This window comes from Pseudoalteromonas aliena (genome assembly GCF_038155085.1).
Lineage (GTDB): Bacteria > Pseudomonadota > Gammaproteobacteria > Enterobacterales > Alteromonadaceae > Pseudoalteromonas > Pseudoalteromonas aliena_A.
In genome coordinates, this window is the sequence record NZ_JBAKAU010000013.1 from 93,151 (window position 1) to 110,917 (window position 17,767).

Here is a 17,767-nt window from a genome sequence, read left to right on the forward strand (position 1 = left end):
TTGTTATGATGTAACCGCTTTTAATATAGGATGTAATCCCATGAAAAAAATAACAACCTTAGCACTCTTGGCTGCGGTTATCGCACCGGGTGTATCTGCTTATGAAACTAAAGACACACGCTTACTGCGCTTTCCGGATATTCATAACCAAAACGTGACCTTTGTTTACAGCGGCGATATTTATATTGCTGATACGCAAACAGGCGCAAGTAAACGTTTAACCGATCATATTGGTTTTGAAACCTTTCCTAAATTTTCTCCTGACGGTAAACGCATTGCATTTTCAGCCGAATATAACGGCAGCCGCCAAATTTATGTAATTAACAGCGACGGCTCAGGTCTTAAGCAACTTACCTACTATAACGATGTTGGCCCAATGCCACCGCGTGGTGGCTTTGATTACCGCGTTTTAGATTGGACAGCCGATGGCAAAAATGTGGTGTTTAGAGCAAACCGTACACCGTGGGGCAAAAGAATGGGCCGCCCTTATATGGTCCCAGCCGACGGTGGTCTTGAGCAACCTTTAGCTATTCCAGAAACTGGCGGCGGTATGCTCTCGCCAGATGGTAGCAAGTATGTTTATACGCCCATTGACCGTGAGTTTCGTACTTGGAAACGCACCCGTGGCGGCCGTGCGCAAGACGTATGGATTTACGATTTAGAAAATAACACCTCAGAGCAACTTACTACTAACCGTGCAACCGACCAGCAACCGACCTGGGTTGGCGACAACATTTATTTTGTATCTGATCGTAATTACACATTAAACCTTTACCAATACCGCAAAGGCAGTGAGCCTAAAAAGCTCACTAATTATAAAAACTTTGACGTACTTTGGCCATCAGCGGGCCCTAATGCGGTTGTGTATGAAAACGGCGGTTACTTATATCGCTTTGACGCAAAAACACAAAAAAGCGCAAAGCTGAGCATTAACATTGCAGGCGTACGCCAATACGCCATGCCTTACAGCAAAAATGTGAGCGACTTTATTGATTCTATGTCGATTTCTCACGATGGCAAACGTGCTGTATTTACAGCCCGTGGCGAGCTATTTAGTGTACCTGTTAAACAAGGGCCTACACGTAACTTATCATACACTCAAAAAAGCCGCGAAATAGACGCAAGCTGGTCGCCAAATGGGCGTTACATTGCTTACATGAGCGATGAAAGCGGCGAGTACGAAATTTACTTAAAAGATCGCAGTAAAAATAATGCCATTAAGCAACTTACTAGTAATGGCACTATTTGGCGTTTTACGCCTATTTGGTCACCCGATAGCACTAAGCTGTTGTTTGCAGATAAAAACCACACTCTGTGGTGGTTAGATGCAAAATCGGGCAAGCAACATAAAATTGATACCGGCATTTACGACGAAGACGGTATTACTCAATATACGTGGTCGCCTAACAGCCAAGACATTGTGTATGTTAAAAATAACGAAAACCGTTATGCCTCACTATGGCACTACAACCTTAAAAAAGAAAAGGTAACACGCCTAACAGACGAGATGAGTAATGAGCAAAACCCAACCTTTTCGCCAGATGGTCAATACCTTTACTTTAGCTCTGAGCGCGACTTTAACCTTGCGTTTAGCAGCTACGAATTTGACTACATGTTTAACCGCGCCACCCGTATTTATGCGGCCGCAGTAAACGACAGCGTTAAACCGCTTATCGCCTTACAAAGTGACGAAACCACGATTGTAAAAGACGATGACGACGAAAAAGAAGACGATAAAAAAGTTAAAAACGCACTGCAAAGCAGCGACTTTATGCAGCGTGTTACCGCACTTAATGCACCAGCGGGCAATTACCGTGGTTTAACCGCAGTAAAAGGCGGCGTACTGATGCTTGCCAATGGTGGTTTACAACTTATAGGCACCGAGCACGATAGCGAGCTAGAAACAGTCGCTAAAGGCGTTAGTAATTACACTATATCGAGCAACAGCAAACATCTGCTTGTACACACAAGTAGCGGTTACAGCTTAATTGAGCCTAAACCAAAGCAAGACCTAAACGCTAATAAGCTCGATTTAAGTAAAATGACACTTAAAATTAACCCGCAAGCTGAGTGGCAACAAATGTACGTAGAAGGTTGGCGCACACTGCGTGACTGGTTCTACGACGAAAACCACCACGGTCAAGATTGGGATGCTATTTTAGCTAAATACCAACCTCTGGCTGATGCCATTAGCCACCGTAGCGACCTTGATTATGTACTGAGTGAAATTGCCGGCGAAATTAACTCGGGCCATATTTACGTGCAATCGGGCGATATGCCAAAAGCCGAGCGTAAAAACCACGGTTTACTAGGTGCTAAGCTTGCAAGCGATCCATCGGGTTACGTAAAAATAGAGCAAATCTTCAAAGGTGAAAACTGGCATGACGATTTTCGCTCACCACTGGGGACCACTGGCGTAAAAGCCCATAACGGCGATTACATTATTGCGGTAAATGGCCGCTCGGTTAAAGACGTTGCTAACTTTTACGAACTCCTTGAAAACACCCAAGGCGAGCAAGTAGAGCTGGTAATAAACAACAAACCGCGCAGTAAAGGCGCGTGGCAAGTAACTGTAAAACCGGTCGCCAGTGAGCAAGGCCTACGTTATTTAGATTGGGTTAACTCGCGTGCAGCCTACGTTAATAAGTTATCAAATGGCCGCATTGGCTACGTACACCTGCCAAATACCGCGTATGAAGGTAACCGCGCCATGTTTAAAAACTACATGCCGCAAACCACCAAAGATGCCATGATTATTGATGACCGATACAACGGTGGTGGCTTTATTCCTGAGCACATGATCACCTGGCTTGCGCGTAAACCACTTAACTATTGGAAACGCCGAGGTACCGAGCCGACTAAAACACCACAGTTCTCGCACGACGGTCCTAAAGCAATGCTAATTAACGGCTATTCAAGCTCAGGCGGTGATGCAATTCCTTACTACTTCCGCCAAGCAGGTTTAGGTAAGTTAATTGGTACGCGTACCTGGGGTGGCTTAATTGGTATTTCTGGTAACCCAAGCCTTGTAGATGGCGGGCAAGTCATTGCGGCTACATTCCGTATTTTAGATACCCAAGGTAACTGGATTATAGAAAACGAAGGCGTTGCACCTGATATTAAAGTGGTTGACCGCCCAGAACTTATTTATAAAGGCCAAGATCCATCAATAGAGCGTGCAGTACAAGAGTTATTAAAAGAGCTTAAAGCAAACCCTAAGCAACCTTTAGTAGTGCCACCAGCACCATCTAAGTTTTAATTTGTTGCATAACAAAATAAACTAGAGCCAACAAAAAAACCCTGCAAATTTGCAGGGTTTTTTAATAACTCGAGTTTAATGACTTATATAGTATTAAGGCTTATCTTTTTTTCCAGCCACTCCACACATCTTCAACATCGGCTTTTTTCTTCTTTTTCTTACCTGTGCCTTCTGGCTTTGCCATTGGCTTGTCGTTTTTAAGCGCAAGGGCCGCATCAAGGTTCGCTTGGTTTACCGCAAAACCGGTTACTTCCTCGCGCTCTAAGCGTAGTTTGTTTTTCTTCTCGATTATTTTAAAGTGATGAAAGTCTTCATAATCAATCAGTGATAACGCTAAGCCAACTTCACCGGCACGACCGCTTCGGCCAATACGGTGCATGTAATCAGCGGGGCTGCGCGGTAAGTTAAAGTTAATAACAACAGGCAGTTTGGCAATATCTAAACCACGGGCTGCAATATCAGTGGCAATAAGTACTTCTATTTCGCCAGCTTTAAATTTTTCAATTACGCGAGTACGCTCACTTTGGCCTTTATCACCGTGGAACACTTGTGCGTTAATACCACGCTTTTCAAGCTTACCTGCTAAGTGCTCACAGTCTTTTTTAGCGTTTACAAAAATAAGTGCTTGGCGCCATTTATGCGCTTTAATTAAATGCGCTAAAACCGTAGTTTTTTCGCCTTTATTAACCGTAAATACGCGCTGTACTAAGGTACTTTCGTCTTTGCTTTGAACTTGTATTTCAACAGGGTTAGTTAATAGCTCTTGCGTTAATTGTGTGACTTGCTCTGGGAAGGTCGCTGAAAACAACATAGTTTGCTTTTTAGCAGGCATTAGCGCCAACAAATTAGCCAGTTCTTCGGTAAAACCAAGGCTTAGCATGCGGTCGGCTTCGTCAAGCACAAGTGTAGTTACATTATCGAGCTTAATCGCGTTACTTGAGATTAAATCGAGCAAACGCCCAGGTGTTGCTACAATAATATCGGCGCCACCACGCAGTGCCTGCATTTGTGTATTAACCGACACACCACCAAATACTGCTACCGTTTTAATTGCGCCATTAAAGTTAGCAGAATACGATTTAACGCTATCGGCCACCTGCGTTGCAAGCTCACGAGTAGGTACCAAAATAAGCCCTGTGACAAAGTTGCCTTTGCTCGGCGCTTTATTAGCACCTTGCGCTAAAAATAGCGTTTGTAGCATAGGCAAAGCAAAGGTTGCTGTTTTACCTGAGCCAGTATTTGCCCCCGCAATTAAATCGCTACCAGCCAGTACACTTGGAATCGCCTTAGCTTGAATTGGCGTAGGTTGGCTGTATTCCAAATCGGTTAAACGAGCTTGTAGCTCTGGAATAAGGCCAAGATAGTTAAAGGTACTAGGGCTTGTTGCTGAGGTCATGAATATTAAGGGCTCATTGCTAAAAAAGTAGCCTGTAATTTTAGCGTATTTAGCGCTTATTAAGTAGGGATTAGTGATTTAAATGTTTTATAGGTAACAGCTACGCGATTCGAGCTACAAGCTCTAAGTATACTTTAGCTCTGATTATTTTTGCTCATTAATACGAAAAGGGAGTTTCCCCCTTTATTTAAGATATAAAACGACCTGCACGCTCAACTAACTCAGGGTAATGTAATATCGAAAACTGTCGATTTTGGTTATAGCTAAAGTCATGTAGGATCATATCGCCAAGCCCCGCTGTACCTCTTTGAATTTCTGAGGATTTTGTTCCAGTTTTTCCTAGTAACTTGCTTATAATACTAATAATTTTACCTTCAAAAGCTTTCTTTGAGTCCAAATTCGATTCTGAATTATTCATTTTTTCAATAAAAATATTCCAATTTTGACTGGAACTAGAGTTAGTTCGAAATTTATCTTTCCACATTGGTATCATAATTTTATATAATTCTGGCTTACTTATTTTTAGAATAGCTAAAAATACTAACGGTAACGTATATATCCTTTCTTCAGTTGTTAGCTGAATAGCTTGTAAAACCTTAACGGCTTGTTCAATATCTCGTAAACCCGCATCACATAAAATAGCGGTTTGAGCCAGCAAATAAGCATTACCATTTTTATGCACAGCAATTAACTTATCATCATTAACAAGCTCTGTTTTCCATAAGTACTCAGAGTAAGACAAGCGATTTGGCGGTGGTAGATGATAAATTTGATCGAAAAATCTATTTAGGTACTTTTTAGATTCAAAATCATTACCATAAATAGCCTTTATTGAATGACTTAATTGCTCGGATGCAGTAGCAACAACAAAATAAACGCGTGGTATTTGAAATAGATGTTTAATTGTCTCTAGTAGTTCAATGGCATAACTAGGTCTACATCTGTCTAACTCATCTACGAATATGAAAATTGGCTTTGTATCCTTACCAGCCTTTTTCGCGATCTCCCCTAAATTAGCCTTAAAAGTAATAATACTATTTTCTATGCTTTCTTGATGTTCTAACGCAATATTTGTTGCTTGAGTTGTTAACCCTTCAACTAATTTATTTGTATCTTTTTTATCTATATTAGAAGCTTTATCCTCCTCATCATCACTCTCAATTAATTCGTTTATTTGAGCGAGAGAATAGCCCGTCAATTTTTTTGCTATAAAAGATAAAAGTAATGGAGCGGCAGCAAGCTTGAATTTATTCCATTTATTTTTTTGGATTGCGTTGGCCTTTTTACTAAAAAAAGGTTTTAACTCTTTATCGATTGCAGAAATAAAACCAAGCAAAGGGTTATCTGTAAAGTCCTTCTCCCAAGCATTAAAATAAACGACTTCGCACTCTTTTGATTTTAAATCACTTCGCCAATTTGTAAGAAAATAGGTTTTACCAAACCCCCACTCTGCATCAATATTTAAAACAAAAGGTTCTTCTTTTTTTATTGTAAACCTATTGAGTAAATAGGCAGTTAGATACTCCGCGTCTTCTTTTCTATTTAACTTATCATCATTCCATGGTGTCATTTTCAGAGTTCCTGATTTTGTTTATAGCTATATTGCCATGAAGACATTGATTACGAAACTTTGTATTCAAACGAAGTTATTTTCACTGTTATTTAATTTAAGTGCCTTGCAGTAATAAAACACGGCTAAAATTATTCACAAAAAAAGGCGCATTAAGCGCCTTTTTATCTTTAACAGGTAATTACCAACCTATTAATTTTACTCAACAGTAACCGATTTAGCTAAGTTACGTGGTTGGTCAACGTCAGTGCCTTTAATTACCGCTACGTAGTACGACAGTAACTGTAATGGCAGTGTATAAACAATTGGCGCAATAATATCGTCAGTATGGTTTACGTTAATTACACGCATTGTGTCGTCTGACTCAAAGTGTGAATCTTTATCTGCGAATACGTAAATAATGCCGCCACGTGCGCGTACTTCTTCTACATTTGATTTAAGCTTTTCTAGCAATTCGTTATTTGGTGCTACAACAATAATTGGCATGTCGGCATCAATAAGTGCTAATGGGCCGTGTTTTAGCTCGCCCGCTGCGTAGGCTTCTGCGTGAATGTACGAAATCTCTTTGAGCTTAAGCGCACCTTCCATTGCAATTGGGTATTGCGAACCACGGCCTAAAAACAGTGAGTGGTGCTTGTCGGCAAACTCTTCTGCAAGGTCTGCAATGCCATCAGCTAGTAGCAATGTTTCTTCTAACTTAGCTGGAAGTACTTTTATAGCATTTACAATGGCACTTTGATCAAGGCCTTTTTCTTGAGCGATAGACGCAGTAAGCATTAACAAACCAACTAATTGTGTAGTAAACGCTTTAGTAGAAGCTACGCCAATTTCAGCGCCCGCTTTGGTCATAAACGCTAGGTCTGATTCGCGTACAAGCGATGAGCCAGGTACGTTACAAATGGTCATTGATGCCATGTAACCTTGCTCTTTAGCTAAGCGTAAAGCAGCTAGCGTATCGGCTGTTTCACCCGATTGTGAAATAGTCACAAGTAAGCTATTTTCATGAACAAACGACTGACGGTAACGGAACTCAGAGGCGATTTCTACATTACAGCTAACGCCTGCAAATTGCTCAAGCCAATAACGGGCAACCATACCTGAATGGTATGACGTACCACAGGCGATAATTTGTACGTGTTTTACGTCTTTAAATATTTGCTGAGCGCTGTCGCCAAAGGCATCTATTGCTACGCGGTCGTCGTTTAAACGTCCTTCAAGGGTATTACGTACTGCAAGTGGCTGCTCGTAAATTTCTTTTAGCATGTAGTGGCGGTAGTCGCCTTTACCTGAGGCATCTTGGGTGATGTTTGATTCAATCACTTCACGTTCTACAGCGTTGCCATTTTCATCAAAAATTTCTACTGTGTCGCGAGTAATACGCGCTACATCACCTTCTTCTAAAAAGATGAAGCTACGAGTAACTGGTAATAGTGCTAACTGATCAGAGGCAATAAAGTTTTCACCAAGGCCTAAACCAATAACAAGAGGGCTACCTGAACGTGCTACGATAATTTCGTTGTCGTTGTCTTTATCAAATACAACCGTGCCAAACGCACCTTCAAATTGCTTAACAGCTGCCTGTACTGCAGCAAGTAAAGTAGTGTGCTGCTTACGAAGCTTATGAATTAAGTGCACCATTACTTCGGTATCGGTTTCAGATAGGAACTCGTAACCTTCTTCTTTAAGCGATGCGCGCAGGCTTGCGTGGTTTTCAATTATACCGTTATGCACAAGTGCTAACTGGTTGTTTGATACATGCGGGTGTGCGTTTTCTTCAGTAACACTACCGTGAGTTGCCCAGCGTGTGTGTGCAATACCTGTATGACCGCTAACGCCTGCTTTTTCAAGTGCAGCTTCTACGTTTACTACTTTACCTACTGCTTTAACAGTATTAAGTGCGTTGCCATCAAGCAATGCTACGCCTGCTGAGTCATAACCACGGTATTCAAGACGTTTAAGGCCTTCAACTAAAATTTTGTTTACTGGACGTTCTGCAACTGCCCCAACTATTCCACACATAGTGTCTCCATTAATTTTAAATGCTTGCTACTAAGTAGCTATTCCATAATCTCTGCGCAAATTAGTTTTACACCACACGCCTCAATTGCTTTGCGTTTATCATCTGCTAAGCCAGTATCGGTTATTAAAGTGGTTACTATTTTCCACGGTAATTCTAAATTTGGTATTTTTCGGCCAATCTTATCTGATTCAACCATAACGATTACTTCACGAGCGGCTTTTGCCATTACTTGGCTCAAACCAACTAACTCATTAAAGGTAGTCGTACCGCGCTTTACGTCTATGCCGTCAGCACCAATAAATAGCTGATCAAAGTCATAAGAGCATAATACGTTTTCAGCAACTTGCCCCTGAAACGACTCAGAATGTGGATCCCACGTCCCACCGGTCATCAAAAGTGTTGGCTCGTTCTCGAGTGCTAATAAACGACTGGCGACTTTAATGGCATTGGTCATAACAACTAACCCGCGTTTATTTGCAAGCTCAGGGATCATTGCAGCAGTAGTACGCCCGCTATCAATAATAATGCGGTTATGATCTTTTATAAGCGTTGCGGCAGCTTTTGCGATAGCGACTTTACGCTTTGAATCTATTTCGTCACTCACAATTTCTTTAGGCAGCGCAATAGCACCACCGTAACGGCGCAGTAACAGGCCACTTTTTTCAAGCGCGGTTAAATCTTTACGAATGGTTACTTCAGATGTTTGAAACTGCTCAGCAAGCTTTTCAACAGCCACTTCACCTAACTCATTAACCTGAGCCAATATATTATGGCGGCGCTGCTGTGTGTTTCGTTTAGTCATAAATTAAGTTTCGTTTCGAAAGTTATCAGATTTTAAACGAAACAAGTTAAATGACAAGTGAATGAAGGAAATTAAAGCAGCTTTAATCAAATAATAATAAAGGTAGAATGCCATAAGCTTTATTTTAAAAGAAACCACATGCAAGTATTTACTAGTTTAAACAAAGAATATTTAGCGCTGCGCAAACAAACTGGCGACACCTGCCGCCTATTCAATAAAAGCCCGAGTAAAGGTAACTTAAAACGTATTAAAGAATTGTTTTTACAATGCGGTGAAGGGGTAATTATAGAGTCAGGGTTTCATTGTGATTATGGTAATCAAATTACTATTGGTGATCGTACTTTTATAAATATTAATTGCACTGTGTTAGACGCGCCTATAAATGAAGCAGCTATCAATATTGGCAGCGACTGTTTAATCGGGCCAAATGTTCAACTGTTAGCAGTATCCCATGCTGTTAACCCTACACAGCGACTCAATAAACAAAACTTTGCGGCACCCATCACAGTAGGTAATAACGTGTGGATTGGCGCGGGCGTTATTATTTTAGCGGGTGTAACAATTGGTAATAATGCTGTTGTCGGCGCAGGATCTGTCGTCACTAAAGATATTGCTGCAAACACAGTTGTGGCTGGTAATCCTACGGTGAAAATTAAAGATATTTAATTGCATATATTGTAGGTCGTCATTTATGGCGACAAAAATAGATAAAGGCCTATAAAGAAGTAATAGGCCTTGGTTGGGAGGTTATTCTAGCTGTTACTCATAACGTAAAGTAAGCGAAGGCCTTGTACTGGCGGCTTTAAAGGCGAGGCTGGCAACTGTAAGCCAAGTAATAGCAGCAACACTAAGGGCTGCAATTAAATAAACCCACAGCGCTTGATCAACACGCTCATTGAAATTAGCTAGCCAATTGCCCACCAACCAATAAGTTAGTGGAAAAGCGATTGCGACACTTACGGCAACTAAAATCAAAAATTCTTTTGCGATTAAGTTCATAATGCTGATGCGTGATGCGCCAAGCACTTTGCGAACAGCGATTTCTTTTTGACGACGTAATACTGAAAATGATGCTAGGCCAAAGGTTCCCATACACGCTAAAAATACAGCTAAGCCAGAGAATAAAGTCACAAACTCAGTGGCACGTTCGTCATTACGATAAAGCGCACGGTAGTTTTCGCTCAATATATCTATTTGTGGGTCGCGAATTGCTAGAGTGTCTTCTAAAATACCTGAAAGCTTCGCTTTAATTGGCAGTATTTTAGAAGCGTCCATGTCAACAATAATGCGACCTGCCCAACTGCTGGTGTAGCCACAAATTAAGATGGTAGAAGGTTGTGCGTCTTTAACACTACCCACTTTAATATTTTTAACCACACCAACAACAGTTAATATTAAATCTTGGCCTTTGCCTGCACTGGCACGCCACGTACTGCCAATTGCATCACTTGGTGTTGTATAACCGGCTTGTTTTACTAGCGACTCAGTTAATATGGCTGAGGCAGTTGCTTTAGTTTCGCTAACCTCTTTAAACCAATCAGCAGCCATTTTTGCACTAAAATCTCGGCCAGCGACCAATGTTAGGCCCAATGTTTTGGCTATGTCGTTACCTGCGCCAATAATGGGTAAACTTTGTTTGGTAAATTGACCGTTGTCGGCCGTAAATGTGCGAGACGAGTTATATGAGCCTGTTACATCAATATCCATAACGCTTGCTTTGTTTACGCCATCAATCGCGTTAATACGATTTAGTAATGCTGTATTATTGTTGTGTAATATATCTGCGGCTGATATATCACTGATAATCAATTTACTTTCTTTGGTGTAGCCAACTGGTAGTGATTGTAAATAAGCCAACTGCTGTTGCAGTAATAAAGCGCCAATAATTAGGCCAACCGATAACGCTGATTGTACAACTAACAAACCTTTTCTAACTGCGATGGCTGTGCGGCCGCGCTGCATATCACCACTGAGTACTCGTTTTGCACTAAAAGCCGACATAAACATGGCAGGGTAAATACCGGCAAGCAAGCCGATTAACAATACAACAACAGCAATTGCAGCACCTAACGTAGAGTCATAATTAAGGGATAACTGTCTATCGACCAATTGATTAAAAGCCGGCGTTAGTAATTCAACCAACATACATGCTATTAGTGCCGCAATAATGGTGATAAGTAATGATTCTACCAAAAACTGGCAAACAATTTGTAACTTACTCGCACCCAGCGCTTTGCGAACGCCGACTTCTTTGGCACGCTTTGCCGATTGCGCAATACTCATATTAATAAAATTAAAGGCCGCTAGCAGCACCAATAAAACACTCAAACCAATACAAATACGCAGCGTTGAAAGCGAGCCATTCTTTTTCATTTCATAGTTAGAATTGGAAGTTAAATGAATAGACGTTAGCGGATGTAATGTCATTTTTGCTAAATTCGGGTTTTCGTAAGCAATTTTCATGTAGCGTTGCTCAATAGTTTCTGCCAACTTTTCAACATCAGTACCTGGCTTTACTCGAATATAAGAGGCACTATTCATGTTTTGATATTCAGTATTGGCTGGTAACTCTTTAATTAACCCTTGAAAAAAGAAGTGCGTATTTTCAGGTAAATCAGCAAATACCGCCCCAATCTGCCAACGTTTATTACCTTGTATTAAAGTTTCACCAATGATGTCGGTGCGGCCAAAAATACGTATTGCATACTGCTCACTCAATGCGATCATATTTGGTGCGCTAAGTACTTTGACTAAGTCGCCTGCAACTAAGTCAATATTCACAAAGTCAGCTATATTGCTGCTTGCCGATATAATACTTTCTAATTTATAACCCACATCATCACGAACAAATTCAGCACCTGGCGGACTAGGTTCTAATGATAGTATGTCTTCAATTTCAGCCATGTCTTTAAATGTATTCATAAGGTCTTTGTTGGTCATCGGCCCGCCAACCCCCAAGGATGTAAAATACTGATTAACACGATACACGCGTTCAGCATTGGGTTGCTGCTTGTCATAAGAAGCTTCATTAAAGGCAAACATAGCCACTAAAATAGCCGCAGCTAAACCAATACTTAAACCAAGTACATTGAGCAAAAAGTGTTGTTTTTGCTGCTTAAATGAGCGCATTGCGGTCATGATATAATTTTTAAACATTATCAAATTCCTTCTTACCCCAAAGGGTTAGAATAAAAACAGTTGGCAAGTCAAAAAATCACTCACCATATCATTGAGATATACATAAGACAGATCATGTTTGAGCGCAAAAACACTCAGTGTAATAAATAAGATTGCTGCACTAGATCTTATCAATTGCACTGGAACATGCTGTAAAAAGTAACGATAGTAAACGTGCATTACGCAACAACAGCATCCGCAACACTTGATGATTGTTGCTGTAAATTCGCTTTATCAACCATCACTTGGCCATCAAGTAAGCGCACTAAGCGATCAGCGTAATTACCTTCTTTCTCTGAGTGGGTAACCATAATAACCGTAGTGCCTTCGCGGTTTAACTCACGAAGCATAGCCATCACTTCATCACCGTTTTTAGAGTCGAGATTACCTGTTGGCTCATCGGCTAAAATGAGTTTAGGGTTAATCACCAAAGCTCGCGCTACAGCTACACGTTGCTGCTGACCACCCGATAGTTGCTGTGGTAAATGCTCACCGCGGTGATCAATACCTACGCGTTTTAAAATAGCTTCAACGCGCTCTTTTCGCTCACTTTTTGATATTTTTTGGTACTGCAATGGCAGCTCTACGTTTTCAAATACTGTTAACTCATCAATCAAATTAAAGCTTTGAAATACAAAACCAATTGATGCTTTACGAAGCTCTGACAATTGCTTTTCGCTATAGCCTGCGATGTCTGTTCCAGCAAAATCAAAGCTACCTGCACTTGGTGAATCCAACATACCTAAAATAGACAGCAAAGTTGATTTACCACAGCCAGAAGGCCCCATTATCGCTAAAAAGTCACCTTCGTTTACTGTTAAGTTAATATTGCTTAGCGCTGTTGTTTCAACATCTTGAGTACGAAATACACGGCTTAAATTAGTTAATTTGATCATTATTATTATCCTTAAAATTGTAATTGCTGTGCTTTATCAAAATTGCTGTAGCTGGAGGTAATTACTTGATCTCCTGCTTTTAACCCTTCGAGCACTTCAAAATAGTTTTGATTCTTTTTGCCTAAGCGAATATCACGGCGCAGTGCTTTATCGTTACCTTGTTCAATAACATACACCCAGTTACCGCCGGAGCTTGTAAAAAAGGCGCCGCGTTTAAGTAGTAAGGCATTGTTTTTTTCATCCCCAAGCATTAACTCAACATCAATACTTTGCCCGCGTTTAATACTTTTGGTATTACTTGGTAAGTCCACTTCAATCTGAAATTGCGACTGTTGAACGCGACTATCAATTTTGTTTACTTTGGCATTTACTATGCCGCTTTCAAGCTCAATCATTACGGTCATGTCGCGCTGAACCTGGTTTAAGTAAAATTCATCAAGGCGTGCCACTAATTTATATTCATTCGGAATATCTATTTGCCCCAAGCGTGCACCACTTTGTTTAGATTCACCAATTTCAACATCCAGCTCACTTAAATAACCCGATACCGGCGCTTTAATTAATAAGTTATCGAGATTTCGGCGCGCAAATTTAAGATTATTTTCAAGCATATTAGCGCTATCAGAAAGTTGTGTAACTTGTACCTCACGAATTGAATTTTCTTGCTTTTGGCGCTCAAGAGTAAGCTCTTTACGTGCATGATAATAGTGTAAGTCTTCTTCAAGCTCTGCTAGTTGGTCTTGCGCCAATACACCACTTTCTACTAAAGGTTTGGTTTGTTTTAAACGGCGTGTTAGGTGGGTTATTTTTAACTCGATTTCTAATAAGTCGCGGCGTAAGTTTAATCGGCTGGTTTCCATAGCCATTTGCGTATTACGTAAAAAATTAAGTTGCTCTGTTACTTGCGCTTCACGGCTCATTACATCAAGTTGTAAATTAGTGTTGCTTAAGCGCACTAGCGGCTGGCCTTTTTCAACATATTCACCTTGTTCTACTAAGCGCTCTTCTACTTGACCGCCTGCAATAGTATCAAGGTAAATACTGGTTTTTGGCACTACTTGACCGCGTAGGCTTAAGGCATCTTTAAATGCACCTTGTTTCACTGTGCTAACGGTTAAGCTGCTGCGCTCTATATTTTGGCTACGACCTGTATCACTGCTTTGCGTAAAACCGTATGCAGCCGCAGCAACACCTAAAGTAAGTGCTGCAAAAGTAAATTTTTTTAAATACTTTTGAGTAAATGAGCGTTCTATTTTTTTATCCATGCCAGCTACCTTAATACAGGTTTATTAACTAATTACCGATAGTTATTACAATCAGCATGCCAACATTTTTTAACATTAAAATTCAATGGCTTAACATTATAAAAAAGTAACCCAGTGTCGAAGGTGTCCGATAATAGAACACTTTTTTATTTTATAAACGTCCATTTATGGACACTGTCCCTTTTTTGTTTTAGGCTAAATAAAACTCTATAAAAATAAAAATCATGAAACATACAGGCTCTCTTTTAATTGTTGATGACAACCCAGATATTCTTATTGCTGCACGGTTATTACTCAAACAACATTACCAAAGCGTTAAAACCACAGATAATCCATTTGATATTGAAGGCATCATTAACGAGCAACGCAAAATGGAGCAACCCATTGACGTTATATTGCTTGATATGAACTTTACTCAAGACTCAATAAGCGGCAAAGAAGGTTTTTATTGGCTCAAAAAAATTATCGATCAAGACCCCAACATTGTGGTTTTACTGATGACGGCCTATGGTGATATTCAACTCGCAGTAGACGCAATTAAAGCGGGAGCATCTGACTTTATTGCCAAACCTTGGCAAAACGAGCAATTACGGGGCGCAGTGGCCGCTGCTTTTTCTCATGCCAAAGACAAACAACAAGTGGGTAAGTTAACGCGTCAAAAGCAAGGGTTAAATCAAGCCTTAAATACGCCATCATTTGATTTTTTAGGGCAAAGCGCAGCAATGCAACAAGTATTCAATACGATAGAAAAAGCGGCGCAAACTGAGGCAAACATTTTGATCACTGGTGAAAGTGGTACAGGCAAAGAGCTCGCCGCACATGCCATTCATCAAGCAAGTATGCGTCACAGCCAAACCTTTATGAGTTTAGATATGGGCGCAATAGCGCATAATTTATTTGAAAGTGAATTATTTGGCCATAAAAAAGGCGCGTTTACCGATGCAAAAGCCGATCGTATTGGTAAGTTTGAACTTGCCCAAGGCGGTAGTTTATTTTTAGACGAGCTGGGTAATTTACCTCTAGAGCAGCAAGCAAAATTACTGGCGGCGCTACAAAATAGGCAAATAACACCTGTTGGCGGCAGCAAAGCTGTGGATATTGATATTCGCCTAATTTGCGCCACGAACGACAACCTTGATCAAGCTGTGAGCGAAGGTCGTTTTCGTCAAGACTTGTTATATCGAATAAACACTGTTGAAATTCGTCTACCGGCATTACGTGAGCGTAGTGATGATATTCCATTATTAGCCGATTACTACCTTCAGTACTTTTCAAAAAAATATAAGCGTAATTTAACGATTGCTCAAAGTGATATGATTTCACTTTGCCAATACTCATGGCCGGGCAATGTACGCGAGCTTGCCCACGCAATCGAACGCGCCGTTATTTTAACTGAAGACGACACCCTCGATATAAGCTCAGTTGTGGGTAATACAACCGCACTTAGCACTCATTCTGCGAGTCAAAGTACAGAGGATATAAACAATCCGCTACAGTACGACACTTTTGATTTAGACATACTCGAACAACGCACAGTTCGCGCAGCACTTAAACATCACCAAGGTAATGTGAGTCATGCAGCCAAAGCGCTTGGTTTAACCCGTGGTGCGATGTATCGCCGCCTTGAAAAGTATGGGCTGTGATCATGCGTGCTAATTTATTACTTTTATTTAATATTATCGCACTTATAAGTGCCAGTGCACTACTTAGCTATGTATTACAAACGCATGGCTTTTCAGCCACATCATTATTAATAGTTTTAGCCGTGGTGGCGTTAATAACGCATATTTTTGCGCTTTTTAAACGTCAACAAAAACAAGTTGAAATGGTGATCCGTGCTTTAGCCAATGGCGACAGCACCTTAGGACTTGGCCAACAACACCCTATGCTTAAGCAATTTGAACAAGTAAAAACACAAATGCAAACAGCCCGTTTTAATGCTGAACAACAAGCGCAGTTTTTACAAGCGTTACTTATTCACGTTGATTTAGCTGTTTTAGTATGTGATGACAATGGCAAAGTGATCGAATCAAACCCAGCCGTCAGTAGGCTACTTGGTAAAAGCTGTCAAAATTTACGTGAACTAGGCGCTATTGGTGAATTAATTTTAAACGCCAGTAATAATATCCGCAGCACCACTTATTGGCAAAATGGCGAGCAGCACGATACCCTCTCAATTCAACTTAGTATTGCCGAAATACAAGGTAAAGTACGTCGAGTTATCAGTTTGCAATCAATTCATAATCAACTACAGCTAAAAGAACAACAAGCGTATAAGCGCTTAACTAAAGTGCTCACCCACGAAATTGCTAACTCAATAACACCGCTATCATCACTGGCTGATACCTGCAGCAATTTGATGCCACAAGAACTGTGTTTTATCGATAATGAAGATAAACAAGACTTACAACTTGCGCTAAACACACTAGCATCAAGAACAGCTCATTTAGGCGACTTTATAGCCCGTTTTCGCCAAGTTAGCAGCTTACCCAAACCTAATTTAGCACCCGAAAATTTAGCCGATATGCTAACGCGCATTGTCGCTTTGCATCAACAACAAGCACGCGTTCAACACACCCATATTGAACAGTCGATTAAAAGTCAGCAGTTAGTAATGCTCGATGGCAGCCAAATAGAACAGGTATTAGTAAACTTAATAAAAAATGCCCTTGAGGTTCTAAAGGCTAGTCAAAAATACGCAGCTAAGAGTGCCATTGAACCAATTATTGAAATCAGCTTGGCGCAAAATACTAGCCAACAACTCTATATAGAAATTAGCGACAACGGCCCGGGCATTAGCGAACATGTGATAGATATGATCTTCGTGCCATTTTTTACCACCAAGCAACAAGGCTCTGGCATTGGTTTGAGCCTATCAAGGCAAATAATGCTAAACCATGGCGGCGATTTAATTTATATACAAAAGCCACAAGGCGCATGCTTTAGGTGTGTGTTTGGTTAAATTGACCATGCCCATTTTTGATTGTGTGAGGTCGCATTTATACTTTCATTTTTTATCTGTTTATACCATCTGGAATGATACTGAATCACTTTAAAGGATTAGCTAAGTGCGTTAAAAACTTCTGATTTACGGCCGTGAGGATACAAGAGGTAGAACAATGCGGAGCAATTAGTCATAACAACTAAAGAACGAAATTTTGTCATGTTATCGACACGATTTTCTTACCTTAAAATAGCTCACTTAATTAAGTAAATCCGTAGCTAATAATGTCGTAGTTCCCACTGCGGTGGAGAGCCACAGTGCAAATGCTACACTATCGTTGCGTCGGGGCGGCCTTGTGCGGGGCTCGCCTTCGAGCTGTTTTGTTTCACTACTGAGTTCGGTATGGGGTCTTGGCTACAGCTTTTATTTTCACTTTTC

11 protein-coding genes are annotated in these 17,767 nt (G+C 40.6%); 4 read left to right on the forward strand and 7 right to left on the reverse strand.

The window, feature by feature from the left end; genetic code table 11:
* Positions 1–40 precede the first annotated feature (40 nt).
* The gene (locus V6260_RS13335) at positions 41–3,259 is read left to right on the forward strand and encodes a S41 family peptidase (protein WP_341594641.1); all 3,219 of its coding nucleotides are present in this window, start codon (positions 41–43) and stop codon (positions 3,257–3,259) included.
* Positions 3,260–3,359: 100 nt separating this feature from the next.
* Here the strand turns inward: V6260_RS13335 and V6260_RS13340 are convergent, their stop codons facing one another.
* The 4 genes from V6260_RS13340 to V6260_RS13355 form a co-directional block, all read right to left on the reverse strand.
* Positions 3,360–4,655, reverse strand: coding sequence for a DEAD/DEAH box helicase (locus V6260_RS13340; RefSeq protein ID WP_341594642.1), 1,296 nt, complete (start codon positions 4,653–4,655; stop codon positions 3,360–3,362).
* Positions 4,656–4,842: 187 nt separating this feature from the next.
* Entirely contained in the window at positions 4,843–6,225 is a 1,383-nt protein-coding gene (locus V6260_RS13345; RefSeq protein ID WP_341594643.1) for a KAP family P-loop NTPase fold protein, read from the reverse strand.
* 198 nt (positions 6,226–6,423) lie between these two features.
* A complete protein-coding gene (gene glmS, locus V6260_RS13350) occupies positions 6,424–8,244 on the reverse strand; it encodes a glutamine--fructose-6-phosphate transaminase (isomerizing) (protein WP_341594644.1) in 1,821 nt (606 codons plus the stop codon).
* Positions 8,245–8,282: 38 nt separating this feature from the next.
* A complete protein-coding gene (locus V6260_RS13355; RefSeq protein ID WP_341594645.1) occupies positions 8,283–9,047 on the reverse strand; it encodes a DeoR/GlpR family DNA-binding transcription regulator in 765 nt (254 codons plus the stop codon).
* Positions 9,048–9,185: 138 nt separating this feature from the next.
* On the opposite strand from V6260_RS13355, the gene V6260_RS13360 reads away from it, so the two are divergent.
* Positions 9,186–9,713 (forward strand): sugar O-acetyltransferase, encoded by a 528-nt coding sequence (locus tag V6260_RS13360; RefSeq protein WP_341594646.1) that lies wholly within the window; start codon positions 9,186–9,188, stop codon positions 9,711–9,713.
* Between the two features lie 93 nt (positions 9,714–9,806).
* Here V6260_RS13360 and V6260_RS13365 read toward each other — a convergent pair whose 3' ends face one another.
* The 3 genes from V6260_RS13365 to V6260_RS13375 form a co-directional block, all read right to left on the reverse strand.
* Complete coding sequence (locus V6260_RS13365; RefSeq protein WP_341594647.1) at positions 9,807–12,203, reverse strand: ABC transporter permease; 2,397 nt, start codon at positions 12,201–12,203, stop codon at positions 9,807–9,809.
* Positions 12,204–12,403: 200 nt separating this feature from the next.
* Complete coding sequence (locus V6260_RS13370) at positions 12,404–13,120, reverse strand: ABC transporter ATP-binding protein (protein ID WP_341594648.1); 717 nt, start codon at positions 13,118–13,120, stop codon at positions 12,404–12,406.
* 11 nt (positions 13,121–13,131) lie between these two features.
* Complete coding sequence (locus V6260_RS13375; protein WP_341594649.1) at positions 13,132–14,385, reverse strand: efflux RND transporter periplasmic adaptor subunit; 1,254 nt, start codon at positions 14,383–14,385, stop codon at positions 13,132–13,134.
* Between the two features lie 224 nt (positions 14,386–14,609).
* Between V6260_RS13375 and V6260_RS13380 the strand changes: the two genes are divergently transcribed.
* Together V6260_RS13380 and V6260_RS13385 are read left to right on the forward strand one after the other, a co-directional pair.
* Complete coding sequence (locus V6260_RS13380; protein WP_341594650.1) at positions 14,610–16,028, forward strand: sigma-54 dependent transcriptional regulator; 1,419 nt, start codon at positions 14,610–14,612, stop codon at positions 16,026–16,028.
* Between the two features lie 2 nt (positions 16,029–16,030).
* Entirely contained in the window at positions 16,031–17,347 is a 1,317-nt protein-coding gene (locus V6260_RS13385; RefSeq protein WP_341594651.1) for a sensor histidine kinase, read from the forward strand.
* Positions 17,348–17,767 lie beyond the last annotated feature (420 nt).